Annotated in this window: 20 protein-coding genes; 11 read left to right on the plus strand and 9 right to left on the minus strand. The window is 56.3% G+C overall.

Going from position 1 to position 24,320, the window contains the following annotated elements:
* The first annotated feature begins 321 nt into the window (after positions 1 to 321).
* From ACP15F_RS10500 to ACP15F_RS10520, 5 genes are all read left to right on the plus strand, one after another.
* Entirely contained in the window at positions 322 to 2,049 is a 1,728-nt protein-coding gene (locus tag ACP15F_RS10500; protein WP_424940742.1) for a sensor histidine kinase, read from the plus strand.
* On the plus strand, positions 2,049 to 3,389 hold the full coding sequence (locus ACP15F_RS10505; protein ID WP_424940743.1) for a sigma-54-dependent transcriptional regulator: 1,341 nt from the start codon (positions 2,049 to 2,051) through the stop codon (positions 3,387 to 3,389). Before ACP15F_RS10500 ends, ACP15F_RS10505 begins: the two co-directional genes overlap by 1 nt.
* A 121-nt stretch (positions 3,390 to 3,510) precedes the next feature.
* Positions 3,511 to 4,521, plus strand: coding sequence for a TRAP transporter substrate-binding protein DctP (gene dctP, locus ACP15F_RS10510; RefSeq protein WP_424940744.1), 1,011 nt, complete (start codon positions 3,511 to 3,513; stop codon positions 4,519 to 4,521).
* A gap of 57 nt (positions 4,522 to 4,578) precedes the next feature.
* Positions 4,579 to 5,211, plus strand: a complete 633-nt coding sequence (locus ACP15F_RS10515; protein ID WP_424940745.1) for a TRAP transporter small permease subunit — start codon at positions 4,579 to 4,581, stop codon at positions 5,209 to 5,211.
* Positions 5,212 to 5,221: 10 nt separating this feature from the next.
* Positions 5,222 to 6,622, plus strand: a complete 1,401-nt coding sequence (locus tag ACP15F_RS10520) for a TRAP transporter large permease (RefSeq protein WP_424940746.1) — start codon at positions 5,222 to 5,224, stop codon at positions 6,620 to 6,622.
* 249 nt (positions 6,623 to 6,871) lie between these two features.
* Here the strand turns inward: ACP15F_RS10520 and ACP15F_RS10525 are convergent, their stop codons facing one another.
* The 7 genes from ACP15F_RS10525 to ACP15F_RS10555 all read right to left on the minus strand — a co-directional run bounded on the left by ACP15F_RS10525 (position 6,872) and on the right by ACP15F_RS10555 (position 14,913).
* Positions 6,872 to 7,126: a hypothetical protein gene (locus tag ACP15F_RS10525; RefSeq protein ID WP_424940747.1), complete on the minus strand. Its 255-nt coding sequence runs from the start codon at positions 7,124 to 7,126 to the stop codon at positions 6,872 to 6,874.
* A 69-nt stretch (positions 7,127 to 7,195) separates the two neighbouring features.
* Positions 7,196 to 9,028: a Na/Pi cotransporter family protein gene (locus ACP15F_RS10530; protein WP_424940748.1), complete on the minus strand. Its 1,833-nt coding sequence runs from the start codon at positions 9,026 to 9,028 to the stop codon at positions 7,196 to 7,198.
* Between the two features lie 15 nt (positions 9,029 to 9,043).
* Positions 9,044 to 10,684, minus strand: coding sequence for an inorganic phosphate transporter (locus ACP15F_RS10535; RefSeq protein WP_424940749.1), 1,641 nt, complete (start codon positions 10,682 to 10,684; stop codon positions 9,044 to 9,046).
* Between the two features lie 384 nt (positions 10,685 to 11,068).
* A complete protein-coding gene (nagA, locus tag ACP15F_RS10540; protein WP_424940750.1) occupies positions 11,069 to 12,208 on the minus strand; it encodes an N-acetylglucosamine-6-phosphate deacetylase in 1,140 nt (379 codons plus the stop codon).
* On the minus strand, positions 12,205 to 13,248 hold the full coding sequence (locus ACP15F_RS10545; RefSeq protein WP_424940751.1) for an SIS domain-containing protein: 1,044 nt from the start codon (positions 13,246 to 13,248) through the stop codon (positions 12,205 to 12,207). Before ACP15F_RS10545 ends, nagA begins: the two co-directional genes overlap by 4 nt.
* A 26-nt stretch (positions 13,249 to 13,274) precedes the next feature.
* Entirely contained in the window at positions 13,275 to 14,030 is a 756-nt protein-coding gene (locus ACP15F_RS10550; RefSeq protein WP_424940752.1) for a GntR family transcriptional regulator, read from the minus strand.
* Positions 14,017 to 14,913, minus strand: coding sequence for a BadF/BadG/BcrA/BcrD ATPase family protein (locus tag ACP15F_RS10555; protein ID WP_424940753.1), 897 nt, complete (start codon positions 14,911 to 14,913; stop codon positions 14,017 to 14,019). The genes ACP15F_RS10550 and ACP15F_RS10555 overlap by 14 nt, the downstream gene beginning before the upstream one ends.
* A gap of 159 nt (positions 14,914 to 15,072) precedes the next feature.
* Here ACP15F_RS10555 and ACP15F_RS10560 point away from each other — a divergent pair, with 159 nt between their 5' ends.
* The 6 genes from ACP15F_RS10560 to ACP15F_RS10585 all read left to right on the plus strand — a co-directional run bounded on the left by ACP15F_RS10560 (position 15,073) and on the right by ACP15F_RS10585 (position 21,096).
* Positions 15,073 to 15,966, plus strand: coding sequence for an N-acetylmuramic acid 6-phosphate etherase (locus ACP15F_RS10560; protein WP_424940754.1), 894 nt, complete (start codon positions 15,073 to 15,075; stop codon positions 15,964 to 15,966).
* A 22-nt stretch (positions 15,967 to 15,988) separates the two neighbouring features.
* Positions 15,989 to 17,242 carry an ABC transporter substrate-binding protein gene (locus ACP15F_RS10565; protein WP_424940755.1) on the plus strand — a complete coding sequence of 418 codons (1,254 nt, stop codon included), beginning with the start codon at positions 15,989 to 15,991 and terminating at the stop codon, positions 17,240 to 17,242.
* A 64-nt stretch (positions 17,243 to 17,306) separates the two neighbouring features.
* The gene (locus ACP15F_RS10570; RefSeq protein WP_424940756.1) at positions 17,307 to 18,221 is read left to right on the plus strand and encodes a carbohydrate ABC transporter permease; all 915 of its coding nucleotides are present in this window, start codon (positions 17,307 to 17,309) and stop codon (positions 18,219 to 18,221) included.
* Between the two features lie 12 nt (positions 18,222 to 18,233).
* Positions 18,234 to 19,073: a carbohydrate ABC transporter permease gene (locus tag ACP15F_RS10575; protein ID WP_424940757.1), complete on the plus strand. Its 840-nt coding sequence runs from the start codon at positions 18,234 to 18,236 to the stop codon at positions 19,071 to 19,073.
* On the plus strand, positions 19,070 to 20,104 hold the full coding sequence (locus ACP15F_RS10580; RefSeq protein WP_424940758.1) for a Gfo/Idh/MocA family protein: 1,035 nt from the start codon (positions 19,070 to 19,072) through the stop codon (positions 20,102 to 20,104). Before ACP15F_RS10575 ends, ACP15F_RS10580 begins: the two co-directional genes overlap by 4 nt.
* Positions 20,101 to 21,096, plus strand: coding sequence for an ABC transporter ATP-binding protein (locus tag ACP15F_RS10585; protein ID WP_424940759.1), 996 nt, complete (start codon positions 20,101 to 20,103; stop codon positions 21,094 to 21,096). Before ACP15F_RS10580 ends, ACP15F_RS10585 begins: the two co-directional genes overlap by 4 nt.
* A gap of 436 nt (positions 21,097 to 21,532) precedes the next feature.
* Here the strand turns inward: ACP15F_RS10585 and ACP15F_RS10590 are convergent, their stop codons facing one another.
* Positions 21,533 to 23,452, minus strand: a complete 1,920-nt coding sequence (locus ACP15F_RS10590; protein ID WP_424940760.1) for an ATP-binding protein — start codon at positions 23,450 to 23,452, stop codon at positions 21,533 to 21,535.
* Positions 23,433 to 24,272, minus strand: a complete 840-nt coding sequence (locus tag ACP15F_RS10595; RefSeq protein WP_424940761.1) for a phosphate/phosphite/phosphonate ABC transporter substrate-binding protein — start codon at positions 24,270 to 24,272, stop codon at positions 23,433 to 23,435. The genes ACP15F_RS10590 and ACP15F_RS10595 overlap by 20 nt, the downstream gene beginning before the upstream one ends.
* Between the last annotated feature and the right edge of the window lie 48 nt (positions 24,273 to 24,320).

Raw genomic sequence — 24,320 nt, forward strand, 5'->3', positions numbered from 1 at the left:
CGCTTTTGTAGAATTGCTTACATCCAGAAACAATTTAATATTGAGGGCTAGGGCGCATAATCTCGGACATCTGAGGAAGAGAACCTTAGGCGCCTTGCTCAGGCTGAGCCACGTATTTCATTCCAAGGGCACCGCTCTTCAGCTCACGAGGTCGGTGGAGAAATTGACGCGCCGCTCCTGTTTAACCGTTACTGCGGTTTGTCGAAAGCAGTCATTCGAACGCATCGTCCTAGGTTGGCAGGTATCTGTGGCCCATGTCTGGCACGGGTTTCAGCAAAGTAATTACTTGCTTTCCCAATTGTTTCCGGCCAATCGAATTGCATGCGTTTGCGATCGCTTATCATTCCAATTGCCGCGACTGCGGTTGTTGCGACCATCCTTTTTAGGATGTCATACAGCTATTTTCAGTCCGAAGAGCTAACGAAAGCGCAAGGGCGTCTTTCGCTTTACCAAAGCTCGGTCTCGGGCGAGCTAGAGCGGTTTTCCCACTTAACATATGTTCTGGCGCGCGATCCATTTGTGATCGAAACCGCGAAAGGCGAAGCGACCGACTCGCTGAATGCACGGATACAGGATTTCGCATCCCGCGCCGGTCTGGATGCGATTTACCTGATTGATCCTGATGGGCTGACAATTGCTGCGTCCAACTATCAGGAACCAAGCAGCTTTGTTGGGCAGAACTATGCGTTCCGGCCCTATTTCCAAGACGCACTTATGGGCACGCAGGGGCGGTTTTATGCGATCGGGGCAACCACCGGTCTGCCAGGATACTTTATAGCGGACGCGGTTCACGACACGTCGGGTCGGATGCTTGGTGTTCTGGCGATTAAGATCGACCTGACAGGGCTTGAGGACAACTGGACCGGCTCAGGCGAGCGGGTGTTCTTGGCCAACAAGGACGGAGTAGTCTTGTTGGCGTCGGATCCGTCGTGGCGCTATCGCGTTCTCGCGCCTCTGTCGTCCGAGCGGCGGCAGGAAATTGTGGAGGCACGACAGTTTTCGGGTCAAGACTTGGCTGCGTTGGATTGGACCGTTCTTGCAGATCAACGGGCCCGGATCGGCGGGTCTGAACATCTGCATCTGGTGGCGGATGACTTGCCGCACGGGTGGCAGCTGCATTTCTTTGCCAGCGACGATCAGGCACGTACGCGCGCGTGGCTGGTGACAGCGATTGCGATGATCCTGGCGGCGGTGGCGTTCATCCTGTTCCAAATCCAGCGCGCGCGTCGCGTGGATGCGGAACTGCGCCGGTCCGAACGGGAAGAGGCCGAGCTGCGGCAGGCGAACGAGCGGCTGGCCACTGAAGTCACCGAACGCCTGTCCGCAGAGCGCCGCTTAAAGCGTACCCAGAACGAGCTGGAAAGCGCCAGCCGTTTGGCAGCCCTTGGTCGGCTGGCTGCGTCAGTGACACATGAGTTGGGACAGCCGATTGCGGCGATGCGAAATCATCTTGTGGCTGCCGAAATTGGCGGAAGCGGGGGAACCAAGCTGACCTCGGATTTTGGCGGGCTGGTAGACCGGATGGAAGGCATCACGCGGCAGCTGAAGTTCTTTGCCAGCTCGGACTCTGAAGCATTTAAACAGCTGGACCTGCGCGATGCGATCAAGATGTCGTTGGAGCTTGTTTCGCCGAACATTCAACAGATTGGGGCCGAGGTGGTGTTGGACTTGCCCGCGCAGCCCGTCCCAATTCGCGGTATCCGTTTGCGTATCGAACAGGTGATGACCAACCTTCTGCGCAACGCCCTGGACGCCAGCGAAGATCGTGACACGCCGAAGCTGATCGTGCGTGCCGGGGTCACTGGCCCCGACGCGTGGGTCGAAATCGAGGATAACGGACACGGCATCGGCTCGGCCACATTGGAAGATCTGAAAGAGCCCTTCGTCACCACCCGTGAAAGCGGTCGGGGAATGGGGCTGGGTTTGGCAATATCAGCCAGTATCGTTAAGGATCACGACGGCGAAATGACCGCGCGAAATGTCGGCCCAGAAGGGGCGGTTTTTCGTGTAATCTTTCCGCATGCCCCCCTTGAAGAGGATCAAGTCTGATGGCGGACACGCGCCCCTTTAGCGTTTTGATTGTCGATGACGACAAAGCTTTGCGCCAATCCCTTGTGGATCTTTTGACTGCGGCGGGTTGGTGCGCTGAAGCAACCTCGCGCGCGGCGCAGGTGTCGTCGAAGCTGGCGGATGTGCCGCCCGATGTAATCTTATCGGATGTTCAGATGCCCGGCATGACAGGCTTGGAGCTCTTGAATTCTTTGGACTTGGAAACGGCCCCGCCGCTTGTGCTGATCTCGGCGCATGGGGATATTCCTATGGCAGTTCAGGCGATGCAAGACGGGGCGTACAGCTTTGTTGAAAAGCCTTACGAGCCGCGGCGGCTGTTGCGGATCCTGACCCATGCGGCGGAACAAAACCGGATGCGGCGCGACAATGCCCGTCTGAAGGATCGCTTGATGCGGCTGTCGGGTCTGGACCGCGTGCTGTTGGGGCAAACGGACGAGGTCGCGACGCTGCGCCAAGATGTGCTGGCGCTGGCGGATATCGGGGCGAGCGTTTTGATCACGGGTGAAACCGGGACGGGGAAGGAACTTGTCGCCCAAGCGCTGCATGATTTGGGCGGGGACGGACAGACGCCGTTTCTGGCGCTGAACTGCGCGGCCCTGTCCCCCGACACGTTCGAGGCCGAGATGTTCGGCGTCGCTGGCGAACGCGAGGGGCGGCTGACCGCCGCGTCGGGCGGAACGCTGTTTCTGGACGAGGTCTGCGCCTGCCCACTTGCTGTGCAGGCCAAGCTGTTGCGCGTGTTGGAAGACAAGCAAGTGCTGCCTGTTGGGGCAACCCAAGCAGTCACGACCGAGTTCCGCGTGATATCGGCCACCAGCGAAGACGTTTCTGCGGCTGTGAACGATGGTCGCTTGCGGCAGGATTTCCTGTTCCGCATCAACACCGTTGTTCTGGCTGTCCCGTCCTTACGCCAAAGACGTGTCGACATTGCCCTGCTGGCGCGCCATTTTCTTGAGGATTACGCCAAAATCTATGAGCTGGCTGTGGCAGCCCTGACGCAGGACGATCTGGCCGCGCTTCTGGCGCATGACTGGCCCGGCAATGTGCGCGAGCTGCGCAATGTGTGCGAACGCCGGGTGTTGGCCGCGCGGCGTGGCGGAGGGTCGATGACCCAAGCCATCGAAGCGGATCAGCATCTGGACGACATCCCCGGCACCCTACGCGAGGCCGTTGCCGCCTTTGAACGCGAACTGATCGGCAAGGCCATTCAGGCCCATGAGGGCCGGATGGACGCCGCCGCCGAAGCGCTTGGGATCGGACGCCGCACGTTGAACGAAAAGATCGTGAAACTGGGTCTGGATAAGGACGCTTTGCTGTAACCCATTTGCCCTGCGGATTTCCGCAGGGCTGGCGATTGGGCGCATGCAATTTCCCTCATAGCCTTATTGGGCCAGTCGGCAGATACTACCCCCACAAATCGCGATTTCTGGGAGGAATACCATGCGACCGAATTTTAAAGGTGCTGTTGTAGCAGCGCTTTCCCTGACCTTTGCCACCGAAGCCTTCGCCACGGATTGGAATGTTTCCTTGTGGGGCAAGCGACGTGCCTTTACCGAACATGTTGAAAAACTGGCCGAGTTGGTGAGCGAGAAAACCAATGGCGAGTTCAACTTGAACCTCAGCTATGGCGGTCTTTCCAAGAACCGGGAAAATCTGGACGGGATTTCCATCGAAGCGTTCGAGATGGCGCAGTTCTGCGCGGGTTATCACCGCGACAAGAACCCCTCGATCACCGTGTTGGAGCTGCCTTTCTTGGGCGTGACCTCGCTTGAGCAAGAGATCGCGCTGTCGATGGCGGTCTATAACCACCCGGCGACGCAGGCTGATATGGCGCGCTGGAATGCGACGCTGCTGATGCCGTCGCCCCTGCCGCAGTACAATATTGTTGGCGCTGGCGATGCGCCCGCGACCTTGGCAGACTTCAAGGGTCTGACCGTGCGCGCGACCGGTGGGATCGGCCAAGCGATGGAAACCATCGGCGCGGTTCCGACCTCGATGTCGGCGTCCGAAGTGCGTCAGGCGATGGACAGTGGCGTGGTCAAGGCGGTCAGCTTTGCGCCTCACGCGCACATGTCCTTTGGCACGATCGAAAACGCGACTTGGTGGACCACCAACCTGAACCCCGGCACCGTGAACTGCCCGGTCGTCGTGAACTCGGACGCGCTGGCAAATCTGTCGGACGAACACCGCGACGCTCTGCTGGGTTCGGTAGACGAGGCGCTGGCCCATTATGTCGACAACTACAACAACAAGACGATGGTTGCTTGGGGCCCGGCCCTGGAAGAAAAGGGCATTCAGCAGGTGACGTTCTCGGATGAGGAAATCGCCGCGTTCCGCGACGCCGCTGCCGCCCCGGCTGCCGAGGCTTGGATCGCCGACAACACCGCCCGTGGCCTGCCCGCACAAGAGCTTTATGATCTTGTCACCGGCATGATTGCCGAAGGCAGCTAACCCCATCGCCCCGCGCCCGACCGGCGCGGGGTTTCCTTTCCTGAACGGAGCGGTGCCATGGCCGGGTCTTCCCTTGTTCTGACCGATGACAGTGTGCTGAGCCGCATTGACCAAAAGCTCTATCGCGTCGAAGGCGTATTGGCACTGGTCAGCGGGCTTGCAGTGTTTTCCCTGATGATCTTGGCGGTCGTGTCCGTCAGCGGGCGCAACTTCGCCAACCAGCCCTTGCCGGGCTATATCGACTGGATCGAACAGGCCATGCCGCTGATCGCGTTCATGGGGATTTCGTTCACACAGCGCGATGGCGGGCATATCCGCATGGACATGCTGGTCGGCGCGCTGCGCGGCCGCAGCCTCTATCTGGTCGAGCTGATCACGACGCTGTTCGTTCTGGCCCTGATGCTGCTTCTGGTCTGGGGAAGCTGGGCGCATTTCGAACGCAGCTTCGACTTTGCCGCCCCCTTGTGGAGCCGCGACAGCTCGGTCGATATTTCGCTGCCGCTTTGGCCGGCGAAGCTGCTGGCACCCGTCGCGTTTTCCGTCCTGTGCCTGCGCCTTGTGCTGCAAGTCTGGGCCTATGGACGCGCGCTGATCACCGGGGCGACGTCCCCGATTGCCGTGCCTCTGATTGCCGATGCCGCCAAGCAGGCGGCGATGGAAGCTGAACACGTTTCAGGCAACGACGCTTAAGGATACTGGTATGGAACCGATTGAAATTGGCCTTATCGTCTCGGGCGGGCTGCTTGTTCTTGTCATTCTGGGGATGCGCGTGGCTTTTGCCGCTGCGACTGCGGGCATGGTGGGCTTGGTGTGGATTTTCTGGGCCAAGTTCGGCTATGAGCCCGAGCGGTTTGGCAAGGCCGTGACCATTGCGGTCAAGACAGCCGGGCAGGTGCCGCATTCCAAGATTTCGAGCCAAGCGCTCAGCCTGATCCCGACCTTCATTCTGATCGGCTACTTGGCCTACTACGCCGGGCTGACCAAAGCCCTGTTTGAAGCTGCAAAGCGCTGGCTGGCCTGGGTGCCGGGCGGGCTGGCTGTCTCGACCGTTTTCGCGACCGCAGGGTTTGCGGCTGTGTCGGGCGCGTCTGTTGCGACCTCGGCGGTCTTCGCCCGTATCGCGATCCCCGAGATGCTGAAGATCGGGTATAACAAACAATTCGCAGCCGGAGTCGTTGCCGCTGGCGGCACGCTGGCCTCGCTGATCCCGCCTTCGGCCATTTTGGTGATCTATGCGATCATCGTGGAACAGGATGTCGGTAAGCTTTTGCTGGCGGGCTTCATCCCGGGCGCATTCTCGGCCGTTATCTATGGCGCGCTGATCATCGGCATGGCTGTCGTGATCAAAGATTTTGGCCCGCCGGTCAAAGGCTTCACCTGGAAAGAGCGCTTCGTCTCGCTTCCCCCGGCTTTGCCGATCCTTGTCGTGGTCCTGACCATCATCCTTTTCGTCTATAACCCGTTCGGCGGCGAGGCATGGGGTACCCCCACCGAAGGCGGCGCGATCGGAGCCTTCGTGGTCTTCCTGATGGCGCTCTATCGCGGCATGCGTTGGGCGCAGTTGAAAGACGCGCTTCTGGAAACCGCCAAGCTGAGCGTGATGATCTTCACCATCATCTGGGGCGTGCTGATCTATGTCCGTTTCCTTGGCTTTGCCGAGCTTCCGGCCGCGTTCTCGGACTGGATCACATCGCTAACCATGTCGCCCATGCTGATCCTTGTCTGCATCCTGCTGGCCTATGCGGTCTTGGGCATGTTCATGGACGCCATCGGAATGCTTCTGCTGACCCTGCCCGTAGTCTATCCTGCCGTTATGGCCTTGAACGGGGGCGAGTTCGTATCCGCCGCTGACAGCACGTTCGGGATGTCCGGGCCTATGTGCGCAATCTGGTTCGGGATCCTTGTGGTGAAGATGGCCGAGTTCTGTTTGATCACACCACCGATCGGCCTGAACTGCTTCGTCGTGGCCGGTGTGCGCGACGATCTGAGCGTGCAGGACGTGTTCAAAGGCGTGACACCGTTCTTCATCGCAGACGCGATCACCATCGGTCTATTAGTGGCATTCCCTGCAATCGTCTTGTGGCTGCCGGGTCAGGTCTAAACATCCGTCGAGCACACCTTCAGTAGTGCTCGACGTTAATGACCAAAGAACGAACGTGGAGAGTGACAAAAGGGGCGATATCACTCGAAATCCAAGGCTTGTTTCCGACCTATCCCGGTCACTCGTGGATCGATCTTTTGCTGCGGTGAATGCTACCTATAGAGAGAGGCGCGTAAACTGGACAGGCCCAGTCATCACATTCACCTGATCTGAACATAGACGAGTAGATGCTGTCGTTGGAGCGCATAACTATTGCACGTCAATATTGCTCTGCAGCCAGCTCGCGCGTTCCTGTTGTTTGCGCACCAACGCAAGCTTGCGCTCTAAGCGTAGTTTTTTATCTGGCTTTTCAGTTTCGGAAATCTCGGCCTCTAACTGCCCAGCTTTCGTGTCCAGTTTCCTGATCACCTTGCTGACATGATCTGGCTTGATCTTCCGGGTTTTTCCCTTCTCAAGCCGATCATAATACTTGTCGAGCTTCTCGATCATGCTCTCAAGTCCCATGGCATCCTCCCGCACGCGACGCGCTATCCCGCCGCCAGATTGTAATTGCATTATGACACGCAGCGCTGATCATTTTCCACCGTCACCACGTTGACTGGCCGACGCGGTCAGTAGCAGATCCGCCAATTCTTCATCCTCAAGAGCGAGAATGCGTTCGACCTCGGCCATGGCATCTTCAGTTTCGATGTAATATGCGCGCGCTGCGCCAAGCAGGTCTCGTATCGCAGCATAAGCATAGTTGGCGTCGTTCAGGAATGATGTTGCGACGATCGCTTCAAGTTCATGATTGCGGATCAAAACGTCAATCCGATGGTTGGTGTCTTGCGCATCACTGAGAACCTGAACGCGTTCCTGATCCAGCCACAGGCTTGACCGGTCTTCCGGATCTGCCAGATCCAGCTTGTTGATCTCGACCAATATCCGCGCGATTTCGGTGCGCAGTTGGTCATACAGGTCGGTGATTTTGCCTTGTTCCGTCTGGGTGTATCGGGTGGCATTTCGCCTTAAATGTTTGACAGCCTTCACCGCCCTGACAATGCGCCCTGCCACATCGCGGAGCGAATAAATGTCGTCCATCACGTCTTCTGGCATGTCTCTGGCACCTACGCGGGTCGCAAACTCGACAATAGCAGAATAGAGCGTTTTGATCCGTGCTTCATAACGCTCGTCAATGTCGAACTCGACAGGCGTACGGCTGGTGGCGACTGTCGCGGCGATGTCTTTCGAGGTGAAGATATCGTGCCTATGCAGGTTCAGCCCGTGGACGATCAGCTCTACCGCATTGTCATAGAGGTGTTTCACCTCGCTTCTCATCGCATGTTCGATGGTCTGCGGGAATTCATCCACTGCAGCAGACAGATATTTCGGCTTGCTTAGATCTTCTTCAGGCTGAGCGATTGTGCGCTCCAGAAACACAATCAATTTATTCAGAAGAGGCAGCATGATCAGCACGCCAAGCGTATTAAAGATCGTGTGGAAGACTGCCAGTTTCAGTGTGTAGTCGGTGTCGGCAATGCCCACACCCGCGGATATGAAATCCACCGACATACGAATTGGACCAATAAAGGCCAGGGCCACCCCGGCCGTGACCATATTGAATATCAGATGCGCCAGCGCCAACCTTTTGCCTTGGAAATTGGCCGTCAGTGATCCGATGATGGCCGTGATGGTCGTTCCGATATTTGCGCCAATGGCGAGCGCCAATGCGTTTTCGTATGAAATCTGCGAGGCAGCGAGCGCTGTGATGATCAGCGTCATCGTTGCGTGGCTGGATTGCATGACCACGGTCGCGGCCGTTCCAACCAACGTATAGACCAGAAGCCCAAGCAATCCTGCCAGGGCAAATCGCGTCAGATCAAACTGATCTTTAAACGCCTCGAACCCCTCTTTCATGTGGTGAATGCCCAGAAACAGGAAGCCTAGCCCTGCAAGGACAAATCCTGCGCCCCGCAAGTATTTGTTCTTCTGGAACACAAGCACGATGGCGATGGCCAGCATCGGCAGGGCATAGGCCGAGATTTTTACCTTCAGTCCAAAACCTGCAACCAGCCAAGCACCCGTTGTGGTGCCGATATTTGCACCAAAGATGATCCCCACACCCGCAACAAGCGAGATCAGCCCCGCCGATAGAAACGAGATGGTGATCACCGATACCAAGGAGCTGGACTGCATGATCGTGGTCGACAAGATCCCGAAACCCAGCGACTTTGGAACCGATCCCGTTGCCCGCTCAAGCAGCTTCTCCAGAATTCCGCCGCTGAACAACTTGAAGCCATCTTCAAGCATCAGCATACCGAACAAGAAGATCGCCACACCTGCGGCGATCTCTTGGAAGTCACTGCTGGCCCAGAACCCGAGGGACAAGACCAGCAGAATGACCGGCAGAAGCAGTTTTTTCATCATCGGAAGGACCGCACCCTATGGCAACATCATGCCGCGAAGGACAAAATAGAAGAGCGCCGCAAGGACAGCCGAAACCGGTACAGTGATGATCCACGCCGAAACGATTTTGAACAGCGATGCGCGATGCACCAATTGGCGCTTCAATGCCTTTTGCAGCACCTTACGTTCTGCAGCATCAATCACAGCCTCTGGGCCCATCTTTTTGAGCTCAGTGAGCATGCGTTGCTTGTCTTCTACCGGGGCATTGCGGAACGTCATCAAAACTTGCTCGGCAACGGCAAAATCTTTCTCGCCTTCGTGCTTGTGCAGAACATCTTCAACAACCTTGCCCATACGGGTTTCCAGGAACTCGCGTAGGAAGCCAACACCGAACACCGCGCCAAGGGCGACGTGGGTAGAGCTGATTGGCATGCCAAGCTGGCTTGCGATAATCACCGTGATTGCAGCGGCAAGCGCAATACAAAACGCGCGCGATCGGTCCAGTTCTGTGATTTCAGAGCCGACAGTCCGGATCAGCTTCGGTCCGAAGAGCGCAAGACCAATCGAGATGCCGATGGCTCCGATCACCATCACCCACAAAGGAATGGCCACCTTTGATGCGCCGCCTTCTGTTTGCGTAAGCGCATCAACCACACCGGCCAGTGGACCAACGGCATTGGCGACGTCATTGGCGCCATGGGCAAAGCTTAAAAGTGCCGCCGAGATGATCAGAGGAATAGTGAAAAGCTTATTCACGCCCTCGGTCGAATTCTCAAGCTTTGGCGCGGCCGCGTTGATCATCGGCCGCACGATAATGATCGCCACGAGGCCCACAACAAGGCCAATCAGCATCGCCGTTGTAAAGTCGATCTTGATCAACTTCTTGATGCCTTTGAGGGCAATATAAGTTGTGAAAGCCCAGGTCATGATGCCGATCATGAAGGGGACGACCTTGCGCGCGTTCTCAATGAGGTCATCTTTGAAAAAGATGGTCTTTTTCAGAATGAACAGGAACAGCGCTGCAATGATCCCGCCGGTAACAGGCGAGACAACCCAAGACAGGGCGATCTTCCCCATCGAATCCCAGTTGACGACATCCCAGCCAACAGCGGCAATCCCTGCCCCCATTACCCCACCAACGATCGAGTGCGTGGTCGAAACCGGCGCTCCAAGCCACGTAGCCGTGTTAAGCCAAAGGGCCGCACCAATCAGCGCACCCATCATCACCCAGATGAATACATTTGGGTCTGATACGTTTGCTGGATCAATGATCCCTTTCTTGACAGTCGAAACCACGTCACCACCGGCGATGATGGCGCCGGCAGCCTCAAATATGGCAGCGATTACAATCGCTCCTGTCAGGGTCAGCGCGTAGGACCCAACAGCGGGACCGACGTTGTTTGCAACATCGTTCGCCCCGATGTTCATCGCCATATAAGCGCCGATTACAGCCGCTGCGATGAGCAAGAACAGCTGGTCGACATGAGCGTATTTTGTCCCTGTGTAAAGAATGACAGCGACCACAAAAAGGATGGCAGTCCCCAACCGACCAACTTCCGATCGACTTATGTTTGTGGCCTTTTCGATCTGCAGATAGTCTTTGACCTTCAAAGTGTATCCCCCAGCAAATTTTACGGTAAAGCTAACCAACCACGTCGAAACAACGAGGCTGGTCATTTGGTGGCCATTTTGTGCCGCCAATTTTCTGACCTTTATGATGCAGATCATTGACGCCAAAGGTTCTGATGGCGGTTGATATTTTTGTCACAAGATTGTTGGAACAGCCTGTCGAAATTCGCGGATCGGACGAAACGTTCTAGACGGCCCCCAGAATTTGGACAGTGCCCAGAATACTGAACTGGGCGATCGCGTACTTTCACTATTCAAAGAAGGTGGAGGGCCACGGGCTATCAAGCGGCGGGGCCAAAAAACAACTTACCTTGAGGCAGTGGACAACGTCATTTGGACGGGACTGAGAAGCCAAATCGAACTCTTTGACCATCAGGAGTCGCAAGCACTTCAAAATGGACTATCCACGACGAAACTCAGGCGCGGGCTAGCTCATTCCAAGGCAGACACCGTGCGCAAATCACGAGAAATTTGGATCAGATCGGAAAGATGGCAATCTGGTTCGGCAGGAGTGACAAATCGCGTTCTGAGCAACTGTGATGGCGTTTTCGTTGCTGCGCCCAGCACGGCTTCAAGAGGCAGCCCGACCTGTTCGACCATCACTCGGATGGCGGTGGTCAGATCAAGATCCGCTCCGGCCAATGTGCCGTCCGCAAGCGTTAGCTGACCATTCTGCCGATGGATGGTGCGGTCTTTCAACGTGAATTGCGTCTTGTCAGATCCCGCAACGGCCATGGCGTCGCTGACCAGAAAAATCCGCCCCGGTGCGGCCTTGGCGGCCCATGCGGTGCGGATAGATTGCGGGTGGACGTGAACGGCGTCGGCAATCAGCCCAGTCGACACCTCACCACAAGACAGCGCCGCGCCTACAAGCCCCGGTTCGCGATTGCCAAGCTGGCTCATTGCGTTGAACAGGTGGGTAACACATCGCGCGCCAGCAGCCATGTATCTGCGACAAGTGTCATAGTCCGCGTCCGTATGACCCAGCGACACCAGAATGCCCGCCTGTGCCATCGCTGTGACCTGCGCCTCGGTTACGTTTTCAGGCGCAATGGTGACCTTCAAGAACGGCAGAGCGTCAGCGGCAGTCAGAAGCTCGGCCAGATCATCGTCCTGCATCGGGCGGATCAGCGCTGCGTCATGCGCGCCTTTGCGGGCAACTGACAGATGCGGGCCCTCAAGATGCAGACCGGCAATTCCCCGAACGCCTGCGCGGATGGCTTCGATGGTCGCTGCGATCGTAGCGCGTGTAATCTCAGGCGTGTCCGTGATCAGGGTGGGCAGCAGGCGTGTAACGCCTAGAGCGCGATGGGCGCGTGCGATCCGTTCCAAGGTTTCGACCGAGGGGGCATCCCCCAGCATGATCCCATCCCCACCATTGACTTGCAGATCCACGTAACCGGGACTGATGATATCTCCTCCAAGGTCAATCACCTCGCCCAAGTCAGGTACATCCGCATCGGGGCCAAACGCCACGCGCTGCCCATCTTCGAAACAGATCGCGTGACCGTCAATCAGCTGCGCCCCGTCGAAAATCCGTCCGCCGCGATATGTCACCATGCCTTGTGTCATACCGTTTCCGTTACTTTCTTCAGGTGGCGGGGCGTATCGGGATTGATCCCGCGTCGGGCTGCAACGGTTTCCACCATGCCATAGAACGACACGATCGAGGCCACGGGATCCGTGATCCAATGATCCGTACAAACATGGGGCAGATGGTTTGCCACCTTGGCTTTGTCCGAGGTCGTGAAGGCCAACGCGCCCTTCTCGGCCAGCGCATCGGCAACGCTGGCAATACTGTCTTCGGCCGCATCGCGCGCCGCAAAGGCAATCACCGGGAAGCCCGGTTCAACGATGGATACAGGACCGTGCAGCACCTCGGCCGAGGAATAACTTTCTGCGTGGATTTGGCAGGTTTCCTTGAACTTCAACGCTGCTTCGTTGGAAATCGCCCAGCTGGGACCGCGACCAAGAGTGAAAAGCGACTGGCATTCGCCGGACCCAACGATGGCCTCGACAACCGGGGACCAGTCACACTCGGTTGCCTTTTTCAGGTGCTCGGGCAACGCATGAATTGCTTTGATCAGCGCGGCATCTTCTTTCAACTGCGCCAGAAGCCACAGCCCCGCGACAAGCGAAGTCACGAAGGTCTTGGTGGCCGCAACGCTCAGCTCGGGGCCTGCGTGAATCGGCAAGGTAGCCGCTGTGGCTTGCGACAATGGCGATGTCGCATCATTGGTGATGGCCACGGTATAGGCGCCGGTTTTTGCGAAGGCTTCGGTAAGCCGCACGATGTCGGGGCTTTGACCTGACTGCGACACGGAAATACACAGTGAACCCTCGCCTGCAACATCCACTCCGTAGATTGATTTGATCGACGGCCCGACCGATGCCATCGGCAATCCCAGCAACAGCTCGCTTGCATATTTCAGATAGGTCGCAGCATGGTCAGACGAGCCACGGGCCACCGACAGAAGGAAACGAGGATCACGTTCGCGGATTTCGGCAGCAGTTGCCGAAACACCCGCATGCCCTTCGGTCAGAAGCCGTTCAACAGCGTCAGGAATTTCATTGATTTCGCGTCGCATGCGCGTTGTCGTGTCTTGGGACATGTCAGGCAGCCTTCATGTTTGTCAGGTCACGTTGAGAGGCGCAGTTCGGCCACAAAGTCATAGGCGTCACCGCGATAGACGGATCTTGTCAGCTCGGCCACGCGGCCGCTGTCCAGATAGGAAATACGTTGGATGCTCAGCCCTGCAGTGCCTTCGGCAACGCCCAGAAGCGCGGCATCATCGGGTTCCAGATTGACGGCCGAGATCTTCTGCACCGCGCGGACCGGCCGATTGCCGGATTGCTCAAGCACTTCGTAGAGCGAACGGGATACGTCGATCGGGTTGGGCAGAATATCCAGCGGAAGCGAGGCACGTTCCAGCGCCATTGGCTGTCCCCCGGCCTCACGCAAGCGGTAAATACGGGCCACGGAATCGCCGGCAGCAAGCCCCAATGTCAGAACCTCTTCCGGTGAAGGAATAAAGACGCCACGCTCCAGCCAACGCGACGTAGTTTCAAGACCACGGCGCTTCATGTCCTCGGTAAAGGATGTCAGATGCGACAGCGATTGTTCAACCCGTGCAACCGGGGCACGGACAAATGTTCCCGACCCCTGACGCTGTTCGACCACGCCAAGCTTTACCAGTTCCTGAATGGCTTTGCGCACCGTGACGCGGGACAGTTCAGTGATCTCGGCAACTTCGCGTTCTGGGGGCAAAGAACTGTCGGGCGGCAGAATGCCTTTTTCGATCGCTTCTTCAATCCTGCGACGCAACTGCACGTAACGCGGACCCGAGCGGTGCCCCAGCCACTCCTGAGGATCCAGAAAATCAGAGATGTTCATTTGCAATCTCCTCGCTGAAGGCTTGGGCCAATGACAGCGCCCCACTAAGAGGTTCCCCCGCCGGGGCAGTTACGCAGCTTTGCATGTCGTGCGGCAGATAGGATGCGTATTGCGGCGCGATGCCTCCGGTCAGACAGATAGCCATGCCGGACTTCCATCCCAGGATCGGTAGCAACTCTGCGATGCTATTGGCCGCTTCCCGCACGACCTGCAGGGCAATGGCATCACCCTCGGCGGCATATGCGGTGATTGCCGGGGCCAACGCCCCAAAATCCGCTGGGCGGGCAGTTGAAGCGAATTGCACGATGCCTGCTGCGCCGGACAACTTATCCAGAACATGCTGGGAGTAGGCACTGTGCCCACGGAGTCCATCAACGGCATCCAGTGCAAGCGTCAAACCACGTCGCCCAACCCATTGCGCAGACGCCGGATCACCTAGTACCGGCCCCCAGCCCCCCGCAAATCTCTGATCTTTATTGATCTGAGCCGCCAAGAACGAACCTGTACCGCAATGCGCCACCACGCCGTCACGTGCCCCCAATGCGCCCACCAATGCGGACGGGCGATCATCTTCGACGCGTATATGTGAAAACGGAAGGGCCTCGGCAACCTTCTCGGCAACGGATGGCCCTGCAACCCCGGCCAGCCCCACATAGGCTGGTAGGCTGGCCAACTTGTCCAGCGCAATACCTGCACGCGCACTCAGCAACTCCAATCCGCGAGAGATCTCGGAAATGGCGGCGTCGAAGTCCGTGGTGACGTTGGCGGAACCAAGCTCGACAACAATGTCTGCTCCCCTGCCCCGTAGGGCAAGGCGGCAACGCGTGCCACCCCCATCGATGGCCACCACTGGGCCAGGCATATAAGCGGACGAATGATTCATGTGATACCTTTATAATACCTATCCACACATTAAAAGACCAAAAACGGCCCAAATACCCAAGTTGAGGGCCGATTGGCGCAAAATTCAAGCCCTGGAACAAAATGGTAGACAAATGGTATTTAAAAGGTATGTTATTTGACAATCCAAGGGGGGAATCGCGTGTTGCAACGTGTCACAGAACAATTGCACGAAAAGGCAGAGGGGCTTGATTGCCGCCCCCTGACCGAGATCGCATCCCTCTTGTCCGATGGGCAATGCAATGCAGCCGCCTGCGTTGAAGACGCGACGCGCCAGATTGCTGCTGCCAGTCAGGCCATGGCCAAGAGCATTACCCAAAATGCTATACTGCATTATGTGGCAGCGGGGTCCTCGGGGTTGATGGCTGCCGCCGACGCGATGGAGCTGGGCGGCACGTTCTCGATCCCGCCTGCTCAGATACGTATTCACATGGCAGGAGGCTTGCCGACTGGGGCAGAAATGCCCGGAGGCACCGAGGACGAAACTGACCAGATCCGTAAGAGCCTCGCCGACATCGGGCCTTTGGATACTGTGATCGCCGTATCTGCCAGCGGCTCTACCCCCTACACAAGCGAAGCGGCACGGATCGCAAAATCCGCAGGCGCCACGGTGATCGGCATCGCCAACAATGCCGGGGCTGAACTGCTAAGCCTTAGCGATCACCTCGTTCTGCTGGCGACCCCACCCGAACTTCTTTCGGGTTCGACCCGGATGGGTGCAGGCACGGCGCAAAAAATTGCCCTGAACATGCTGTCGACGCTGATGGCTGTAGAACTGGGTCATGTACATGACGGCATGATGGTCAATCTGACCGCAGACAATTCCAAATTGCTCGGCCGCGCGCGCGGCATTGTCGCGAAGATCGCAGGCGTCGACGATGCCAATGCCGATCGCGCCCTATTGCTGGCAGGCGGCGCTGTTAAACCCGCCATTTTGATTGCATCCGGCGTGGCGACCCTATCCGAGGCCAACGCGCTTCTGAATACCAGCAAAGGACATCTTCGCCCTGTGCTGGAGAAACTCAAGAACCAATAGGTTAAATTTCTGGGAGGAAAAAATGAAACGTAACATCATCTCGCTGGCACTGGCTGGCACTGCATTGGCTGCGACAAACGCCTATGCCGAGGACGTCACGCTGACCATCGAAAGCTGGCGTAACGACGACCTGACCCTGTGGCAGGACAAGATTATCCCCGCATTTGAAGCCGAGCACCCGGGCATCAAGGTGAAGTTCACCCCGTCAGCCCCTGCGGAATATAACGCGGTGTTGAACTCGAAGCTGGACGCTGGATCAGCCGGTGACCTGATCACTTGCCGCCCGTTCGACGCTTCGCTGGCGTTGTTCGACGCCGGCCACCTGGCCGATTTGGCCGACATGGAAGCCATGGGCAACTTCTCGGACGTTGCAAAGTCTGCTTGGCAGACAGACGACGGCTCGGCCAGCTTCTGCGTTCCGATGGCATCCGTGATCCACGGCTTCATCTACAACAAAGACGCCTTTGCCGAACTGGGCATCGACGTGCCGAGTACCGAAGCCGAGTTCTTTGCGGCCCTCGACAAGTTCAAGGAAGATGGTAGCTATATCCCGATGGCGATGGGCACCAACGACCAGTGGGAAGCCGCAACGATGGGCTATAACAACATCGGCCCGAACTATTGGAAAGGTGAAGAAGGTCGTCTGGCGCTGATCAAAGGCGAACAGAAACTGACCGATCCGCAGTGGGTTGCACCGTATGCGACGCTTGCCAAATGGGGCGGCTATCTGGGTGACGGGTATGAAGCCCAGACCTATCCAGACAGCCAAAACCTGTTCACACTGGGCCGCGCCGCTGTGTATCCGGCGGGTTCGTGGGAAATCTCGGGCTTTAACGCCTTGGTTGATTTCGAAATGGGTGCCTTCAAAGCACCAGTCCAGAACGCAGGCGACACCTGCTATATCTCGGACCACACCGATATCGGCATCGGCATGAACGCCAAGACTGCCAACCCGGACGCCGCCAAGACCTTCCTGTCTTGGGTCGCAAGCCCAGAGTTCGCGTCGATCTTCGGTAACGCCCTGCCCGGCTTCTTCCCGCTGTCCAGCACGCCTGTTGAACTGGAAGACCCGCTGGCGAAAGAGATCGTAGGCTGGCGCGGCGAGTGCGAAAGCACCATCCGTTCGACCTATCAGATCCTGTCGCGTGGCACACCGAACCTGGAGAACGACACCTGGGGCGCATCGGTTGCCGCCATCAAAGGCACTTCGTCGCCTGAAGAGCTTGGTCAGAAACTGCAAGACGGCCTGGCCAGCTGGTACGCACCGCAACAGTAACCTCCCTCTGTTGCACATGACCCGGACGCTTTGATGGCGTCCGGGCACACACCCGGAGTTTCCCATGCAAAAGCCTCGTATCCGTTGGCATATTGCCGTATTCCTTGCGCCTGCGGTGCTTGTCTATACGGCGGTGATGATCTTCCCGCTGTTCAACACGCTGCGCTTGTCCTTGTTCAGTAAAATTGATCAGGAGCGCGTCTATGTCGGGCTTCAAAACTTCCAGACCCTGTTTGGCGACCCAATCTGGTCCGAGCAGTTTTGGAACGCATTGGGGAACAATTTCTGGTTCTTTTTGGTCCACATGTTGGTTCAAAACCCTATCGGCATCGCCTTGGCCGCGATCCTAAGTCACCCGCGCTTGCGATTTGCCGCACTCTATCGCTCTGCAATTTTTATCCCCACGATCATGAGCTTCGTGATCGTCGGTTTTGCTTGGAAACTGATCCTGTCGCCCATCTGGGGCATCGCGCCTTCGATGCTGGATGCGGTGGGCCTGAAAGCACTGTTTGCACCGTGGTTGGGCAAAGAAGAATACGCGCTTACCACGCTGGCGCTGATCTCGGTCTGGCAGTTCGTCGGCATCCCGATGATGTTGATCTACGCGGCCCTTTTGACGATCCCCGAAGAGATATTGGAAGCAGGCGAGATTGATGGCATCACCGGCATGTCGGCATTCTGGAAGATCAAGCTTCCGCTGATCCTGCCGTCGATCGGCATCATCTCGATCCTAACTTTTGTCGGCAACTTCAATGCGTTCGACCTGATCTATGCAGCCCAAGGCGCATTGGCGGGTCCGGCTTTCTCGACCGACATCCTTGGCACCTTCATGTACCGGACTTTCTTTGGCTTCCAGCTGCAACTGGGTGATCCGCATATGGGATCGGCCATCGCTGGCGCCATGTTTGCGATCATTCTGGTGGGTGTCTGCATCTATCTTTTCGGCATCCAGACCCGGATGCGCCGGTATCAGCTGTAAGGAGTTAGGACCATGAAACAGGCCCGCACAAACCCGCTTAATACAGCCGCGATGCATGGCGCGCTGATCCTTTACACACTGATCGCGCTGTTCCCGGTTTTCGTGATCCTGATCAACAGCTTCAAGACGCGTCGCGCAATCTTCCGCGAGCCTTTGGCGCTGCCCGATGCGGACAGCTTTTCGATGATTGGTTATCAGACGGTGATGAAACAGGGGGATTTCTTCCTCTACTTCCAGAACTCAATGATCGTGACCGTCGCCTCGCTGTTCTTTGTGCTGCTTTTCGGCGCCATGGCGGCTTTCGCACTGGCCGAGTACCGCTTCAAAGGCAATACGCTGATGGGGCTGTACCTTGCCCTTGGCATCATGATCCCGATCCGTATCGGCACCGTTGCAATCCTCGAGATGATGGTGGCCACCGGATTGGTCAATTCACTGTGGGCGCTGATACTTGTCTATACCGCGCAAGGCTTGCCTTTGGCTGTCTTCATCTTGTCCGAATTCATGAAGCAGGTATCAGATGACCTGAAGAACGCGGGGCGGATTGATGGCCTGTCGGAATACGCAATCTTCTTCAAGCTTGTGTTGCCTCTGGTGCGACCGGCGATGGCGACGGTTGCTGTATTCAACATGATCCCGATCTGGAACGACCTGTGGTTCCCGCTGATCCTCGCCCCCGCCGAAGAAACCAAAACGTTGACGCTTGGCAGCCAGGTCTTCATCGGCCAGTTCGTAACCGACTGGAACGCGGTTCTGTCCGCCCTGTCGATGGCGATCCTGCCGGTACTGGCGCTCTACGTGATCTTCTCGCGTCAGCTGATCCGCGGCATCACGTCAGGAGCCGTGAAATGACACGTGTTTTGGTTGCAGGGCTGGGCAATATGGGGATGAGTCATGCTCTGGCACATCACCATCATCCAGACGCCGAGATTGTGGGGTTGGTCAATCGGTCCGGCAACACGGATCAGAGCGATCTGGCGGCTTATCCGATCTATACAGATTTCCACGAGGCCCTCGCCACCACTCAACCCGACCTCGTGGTTATCGCCACCTATTCCGACAGCCACGCAGACTATGCCGTGGCAGCGATGGAAGCAGGTGCGCATGTCTTCGTCGAAAAGCCACTGGCTACCACCGTCGAAGATGCGCGCGGGGTGGTGGAAACGGCGACCCGGCTGGGCCGGAAACTGGTCGTGGGCTATATCCTACGCCACCATCCCAGTTGGGTGCGCCTGATCAACGAGGCACGCGCACTGGGCGGGCCTTACGTCTTTCGGATGAACCTAAACCAACAAAGCACAGGTGCCGAGTGGGAGACCCACAAGGCACTGATGCAGACCACAGCCCCGATTGTCGATTGTGGCGTCCACTACGTCGATGTCTGGTGTCAAATCACCGACGCCAAACCCGTGCGTGTGAATGCAATGGGTTTGCGCCTTTCAGACGAAATCGCGCCGGACATGTACAATTACGGCCAATTTCAGGTCACCTTCGATGATGGATCCGTTGGCTGGTACGAAGCCGGCTGGGGCCCGATGATGTCTGAGACCGCGTTCTTTGTGAAAGACGTAATTTCGCCCGCCGGGTCCGTGTCTATCACTGAATCTGACAAGGCCGGCTCTTCCGACGTGGACGGCCATACCAAGGTTGGAGGATTGTTGGTGCACCGACCTGATGGCGACACCCTGATCGACCTTCCAGACGAGCCCGGCCACCAAGAACTCTGCGATGCCGAGCAATCCTATATGCTGCGTGCGATCCATGAAGACGTAGACCTTACCCGACACATGCAGGACGCTATTCAGTCGCTGGCCATTTGTTTAGCCGCTGATGAAAGTGTCCGCTCCGGACAACCTGTAAACCTGATGGAGGTGACGCCATGACGGCGCTGACCCTGACCAATGTGAACAAATCCTTCGGCAAAGTTCATGTGCTGAAAGATATCAATATTGAAATCGAAGAAGGCGAGTTCGTCGTGTTCGTCGGCCCATCAGGCTGCGGCAAGTCAACGCTTCTGCGTGTGATTGCTGGCCTTGAAGACGCCAGCTCGGGCGAGATCCGTATCGGGGACGACGTGGTGAACACGACTCCGCCCTCGAAACGCGGGATCGCGATGGTGTTTCAAAGCTATGCGCTTTATCCGCACCTGAATGTGCGCAAGAACATGTCGCTGGCGTTGAAACAGGAAAAACAGCCCAAGGATGTGATTGACGCCCGTGTGGCTGAAGCCAGCCGGATGTTGAACCTTGAAGAGTATCTGGATCGCTTCCCCTCCGAGCTATCGGGCGGTCAGCGACAACGCGTCGCCATCGGACGCGCCATCGTGCGACAGCCCAAGATTTTCCTGTTTGACGAACCGTTGTCGAACCTTGATGCGGCCCTACGCATGAACACGCGGATCGAGATCGCCGGGTTGCACGCGCAGCTTGGCACCTCGATGGTCTATGTCACTCACGACCAGACCGAAGCAATGACGCTGGCCGACAAAATCGTCGTTCTGCGCGACGGGCGTGTCGAGCAAATTGGCAGCCCTATGGAGCTTTACAACAACCCGGCTAACCAGTTTGTCGCAGGGTTTCTTGGATCACCCGCCATGAATTTTTTCCCAGCCAGCCTGGTGACGAAAGGCGATGATCGGACAATGGGTGTACGGCCCGAGGATCTGTATCTGACAGACGATGGCGCCTTGTCGGTGAATGTCAGCCATGTTGAGAAACTTGGTGGAGATACCAACGTAATCGCCAATCTCGGCGGTCAACAGATTACGGCACGCCTGTTTGGTCAGCATGACATTGCTGAAGGGCAATCGTTAGCTTTGGGATTTAACAGGGACAACGCATATCTTTTCAACTCGGATGGCGCGCGCGTTTACTAGTCCTCAAAACCGCATCGCGGGACAAGTATGTCTTGCTCTTTTCCCGTGATGCGAACGAGCTGCACATAGATTGACCAGCCAGTTCGACACCACACCCTATCAGATCGCTGTGCCCCGCCCGAGAAAGGTGTCGAAGTGTTCACGCGATCCATGCATTGCTGAAGCCCAACGACACATTGCGCGGATCGCTTTCACATCATCCACGCGGTTTACGGAACCACAAACTTGACGGGTTTGAAGTTAAAGGCAGTTTCCACCAGGCGTCCGCACATGGAATTCAGCAGGTCGTTCAAGAGGCTCCCGTAAACCGACGTTCATGGTGCAAAAACCAAATCGGTGCCTATTCCTCAAAGAACAGATAAATGGCCACCTCAGGCTGACATAGCGCCGTTTTCGAGGCCGCGTTTGAACCCATTTAAGAACTGACGAAGGATAATCACGCCCTGCATATTTGAGTTAGATGTTCGGATAGCGTCTCGACCAAGTCAGTTTTCGATAGAGGCTTGGCTAGGAAGCCGTTCATGCCGGCTTCTAAACAGTTCTCTATGTCTTCTGAAAAGGCACTCGCACTCAAACCGATTATTGGAGTATGGAGCATTTTTTGTGAACCATTTCGAATACGGCGCGTTGTTTCCAGCCCGTCAATCCCAGGCATGTTGACGTCCATCAAGACTAGATCAAAATGCTCTTTCTTCAGTAGATTGATGGCGCTTTCACCGCTTTCGGCAGTAGTTACATCGTGTTCGAGTGAACGTAGAATAACCTTAGCGATCTTTAGGTTCGTTTTGCTATCATCTACCACCAGAATACTGGACGGCATTGCGCGTGGCTGATGACGCGACGAATGGGTTTTCTGATCGGGCTCTCGTTCAGCTTTGGGTTCCCTCTCAACTTCAACAGAGTTGAACGGCAACGAAAAATAGAAACGGCTGCCTTCGCCTTCACAACTATCAACAGACAGTTCGCCACCCATCTCTGCCACCAGCATATTGCAAATAGATAGTCCTAGACCCGTGCCTTGGTATTCGCGGTTGCTACGATTATCCACTTGAACAAACCGTTCGAAGACCTGAGCTTGATCCTGTTCCGAGATTCCAATTCCGCTATCGGAAACCTCAAAGCAAATTGTGCAGTTAGGAGCGTTGGATCTAGCGGGCGTGGTTACGCGCACCGTAACACCCCCTTCTGAGGTGAACTTAATGGCGTTTCCAACGAGGTTAATCAGAACTTGGCGCAACCTATTTGCATCACCCATGACGATCTTTGGGCAAATCTCCTGCACCGAAAAATCGAGAGAAATTTCTTTGTTTTTCGCCGCGACTTGGAAGATGCCTACGACATTCTGCACCAAACTTCTGATCGAGAATTCATCGTTGTGGAGGACGAATTTCCCCTCGTCCATTTTTGTGATGTCTAGGATGTCATCAATGATAGACTTAAGCGCCTTTCCGGATTCCTGTATCGTTTCAATCAGCTGCGACTGATCTTTCGGTAGCTCTTGTTCCAACAGAAGTTCGGCAATCGGAATTACCCCATTCAAGGGTGTGCGAATCTCGTGGCTCATGGTGGCCAGAAAACGGGATTTTGCCTCTGCCGCTGCCTGGGCTTCGTCACGGGATGCGATCAGGCTTTGTTCGTTCTCTTTGATGGTTGTCCGCATCGTGGAAAAACTATTGGTCAGATCGCCAATTTCATCGTTTGAACTGGGCGGAATTTTCGCCTGATAGTTACCTCGGGCAAGCTGTTGAGCGGCTGAAGCGAGCAAGGCTGCTCGTTTCACAACCCAATGTTCCAGAAGAACGCCGACCACAACAAGCGCCCCAAGGAAGAAAACCGCGATCAGGATTGTAAGATATCGAACTTGCCGGCGGATCTGCCCGAGATCGTCGGAGATATCAACACGAACCGAAAGCACCGCCAGTTCTTTACCTTCAAACGAGATGCTCCGCGATGTCTGAATTATGTCGGGCTTGGCTACCGGGTCGGCCTTAGACAGGGGATATAGCCGCGTGCCATCCGGCGTCGTAAGAATGACGGTTTCCCAGTTCTGGTATCGCCCCTGCATGCTGCTAAGAGTCTCGAAAACCGCACCGATTTGATTTTGCAGCAGAAACGGAATAAGCGCATCTGACAGAATTTCGACATTCTGATCCAGATTTCGGACCTGCGAGACAGTCATCTCGCGCGTCAGACGCGGTTCCCAGATAAAGGACAGCCCCAGCACACATATGCACATCATGCATGCAAGCAGGGCTACAAAGCGGCTGCGCAGCTTGAAGCGCACGCCTGCCAAAGCCGAGTCAAAAGCCGCTTTGGCAGACGCCACAAGTGGTGGATCACTTAACAAAGAACTCATCTAAACCCATTCCTTGCAATTCCGTGTAGTCTTCCAGACTTGTTTCGATCACCTCACGGATCGGAACCCGTTCAAGCAATTCACGCCCATATCCAGTTTTCCAAAGGTCCAGAAAGGCCTGCGTTACCTGTCTTTGCACTTCCTCGGGAACTCGTGGATGAGCAGCAATAGGGTGCGGCGGAACACGGGTGGTTTTGTAGAGGACACGCAGCTGTTCTGATATCTCGATCGGCTGTGAACGGAACGTCCCCATCACCCCACCAGCTGCTGCAGCTTGGTTCAGAATAACATTTAGGTAAGCCGATCCATGTGTTGACACGTACATTGGCGAAAACCCGACTTTGCGTTGATTGGTCAAGTCGGATCGGATCAACAGCGAAGCACCAAGTGCATTTGGCGCAGGGAAAGCGATGGTTTGACCTTCTAGGTCCTCAACCGATTGATATTCACTATCATCGCGTACAACCAGAATGCCGAACAGTTCACGCCCCCCATCACGTATGAGCGGCTGATATCCCTGTGTTTGAGCGGCGATGATCGCGTGATACGGGTTCATATAGGCGAAATCAAATTCACCATTCATGAAGCTGGTTTCAAATTCTGGGATCCGGGGCGAACCCACAATCTCGAAATCGTAGCCAGTGCGTTTCTCGATTTCGCTGATAATCGGCTCCCAAATCCGTGCGAGCTTTCGCGCTTCGAATTGTGGAACGATGCCGAATGTATACGTCTGTGCGACAAGCGGTGATGCGTTTAGCCACAGCGCTGCGATGACGCCAAGTACGCCACCAAGAGTTGAGCAAAGTGTATTTCTGATCATGTGAGCCCCTTTGGACGCCGTCGGTAGTCGATCAACATCTCTGCCGAT

This window comes from Aliiroseovarius sp. S253 (assembly GCF_049800855.1).
Lineage (GTDB): Bacteria > Pseudomonadota > Alphaproteobacteria > Rhodobacterales > Rhodobacteraceae > Aliiroseovarius.

Coding starts and splice junctions, on each gene's coding strand:
- ACP15F_RS10500 (WP_424940742.1), top strand. CDS start 322: ATGCGTTTGCGATCGCTTATCATTCCAATTGCCGCGACTGCGGTTGTT.
- ACP15F_RS10505 (WP_424940743.1), top strand. CDS start 2,049: ATGGCGGACACGCGCCCCTTTAGCGTTTTGATTGTCGATGACGACAAA.
- ACP15F_RS10580 (WP_424940758.1), top strand. CDS start 19,070: ATGACACGTGTTTTGGTTGCAGGGCTGGGCAATATGGGGATGAGTCAT.
- ACP15F_RS10545 (WP_424940751.1), bottom strand. CDS start 13,248: ATGTCCCAAGACACGACAACGCGCATGCGACGCGAAATCAATGAAATT.
- ACP15F_RS10555 (WP_424940753.1), bottom strand. CDS start 14,913: ATGAATCATTCGTCCGCTTATATGCCTGGCCCAGTGGTGGCCATCGAT.
- ACP15F_RS10590 (WP_424940760.1), bottom strand. CDS start 23,452: ATGAGTTCTTTGTTAAGTGATCCACCACTTGTGGCGTCTGCCAAAGCG.
- ACP15F_RS10515 (WP_424940745.1), top strand. CDS start 4,579: ATGGCCGGGTCTTCCCTTGTTCTGACCGATGACAGTGTGCTGAGCCGC.
- ACP15F_RS10550 (WP_424940752.1), bottom strand. CDS start 14,030: ATGAACATCTCTGATTTTCTGGATCCTCAGGAGTGGCTGGGGCACCGC.
- ACP15F_RS10565 (WP_424940755.1), top strand. CDS start 15,989: ATGAAACGTAACATCATCTCGCTGGCACTGGCTGGCACTGCATTGGCT.
- dctP (WP_424940744.1), top strand. CDS start 3,511: ATGCGACCGAATTTTAAAGGTGCTGTTGTAGCAGCGCTTTCCCTGACC.
- nagA (WP_424940750.1), bottom strand. CDS start 12,208: ATGACACAAGGCATGGTGACATATCGCGGCGGACGGATTTTCGACGGG.
- ACP15F_RS10520 (WP_424940746.1), top strand. CDS start 5,222: ATGGAACCGATTGAAATTGGCCTTATCGTCTCGGGCGGGCTGCTTGTT.
- ACP15F_RS10525 (WP_424940747.1), bottom strand. CDS start 7,126: ATGGGACTTGAGAGCATGATCGAGAAGCTCGACAAGTATTATGATCGG.
- ACP15F_RS10585 (WP_424940759.1), top strand. CDS start 20,101: ATGACGGCGCTGACCCTGACCAATGTGAACAAATCCTTCGGCAAAGTT.
- ACP15F_RS10570 (WP_424940756.1), top strand. CDS start 17,307: ATGCAAAAGCCTCGTATCCGTTGGCATATTGCCGTATTCCTTGCGCCT.
- ACP15F_RS10575 (WP_424940757.1), top strand. CDS start 18,234: ATGAAACAGGCCCGCACAAACCCGCTTAATACAGCCGCGATGCATGGC.
- ACP15F_RS10530 (WP_424940748.1), bottom strand. CDS start 9,028: ATGATGAAAAAACTGCTTCTGCCGGTCATTCTGCTGGTCTTGTCCCTC.
- ACP15F_RS10595 (WP_424940761.1), bottom strand. CDS start 24,272: ATGATCAGAAATACACTTTGCTCAACTCTTGGTGGCGTACTTGGCGTC.
- ACP15F_RS10535 (WP_424940749.1), bottom strand. CDS start 10,684: ATGACCAGCCTCGTTGTTTCGACGTGGTTGGTTAGCTTTACCGTAAAA.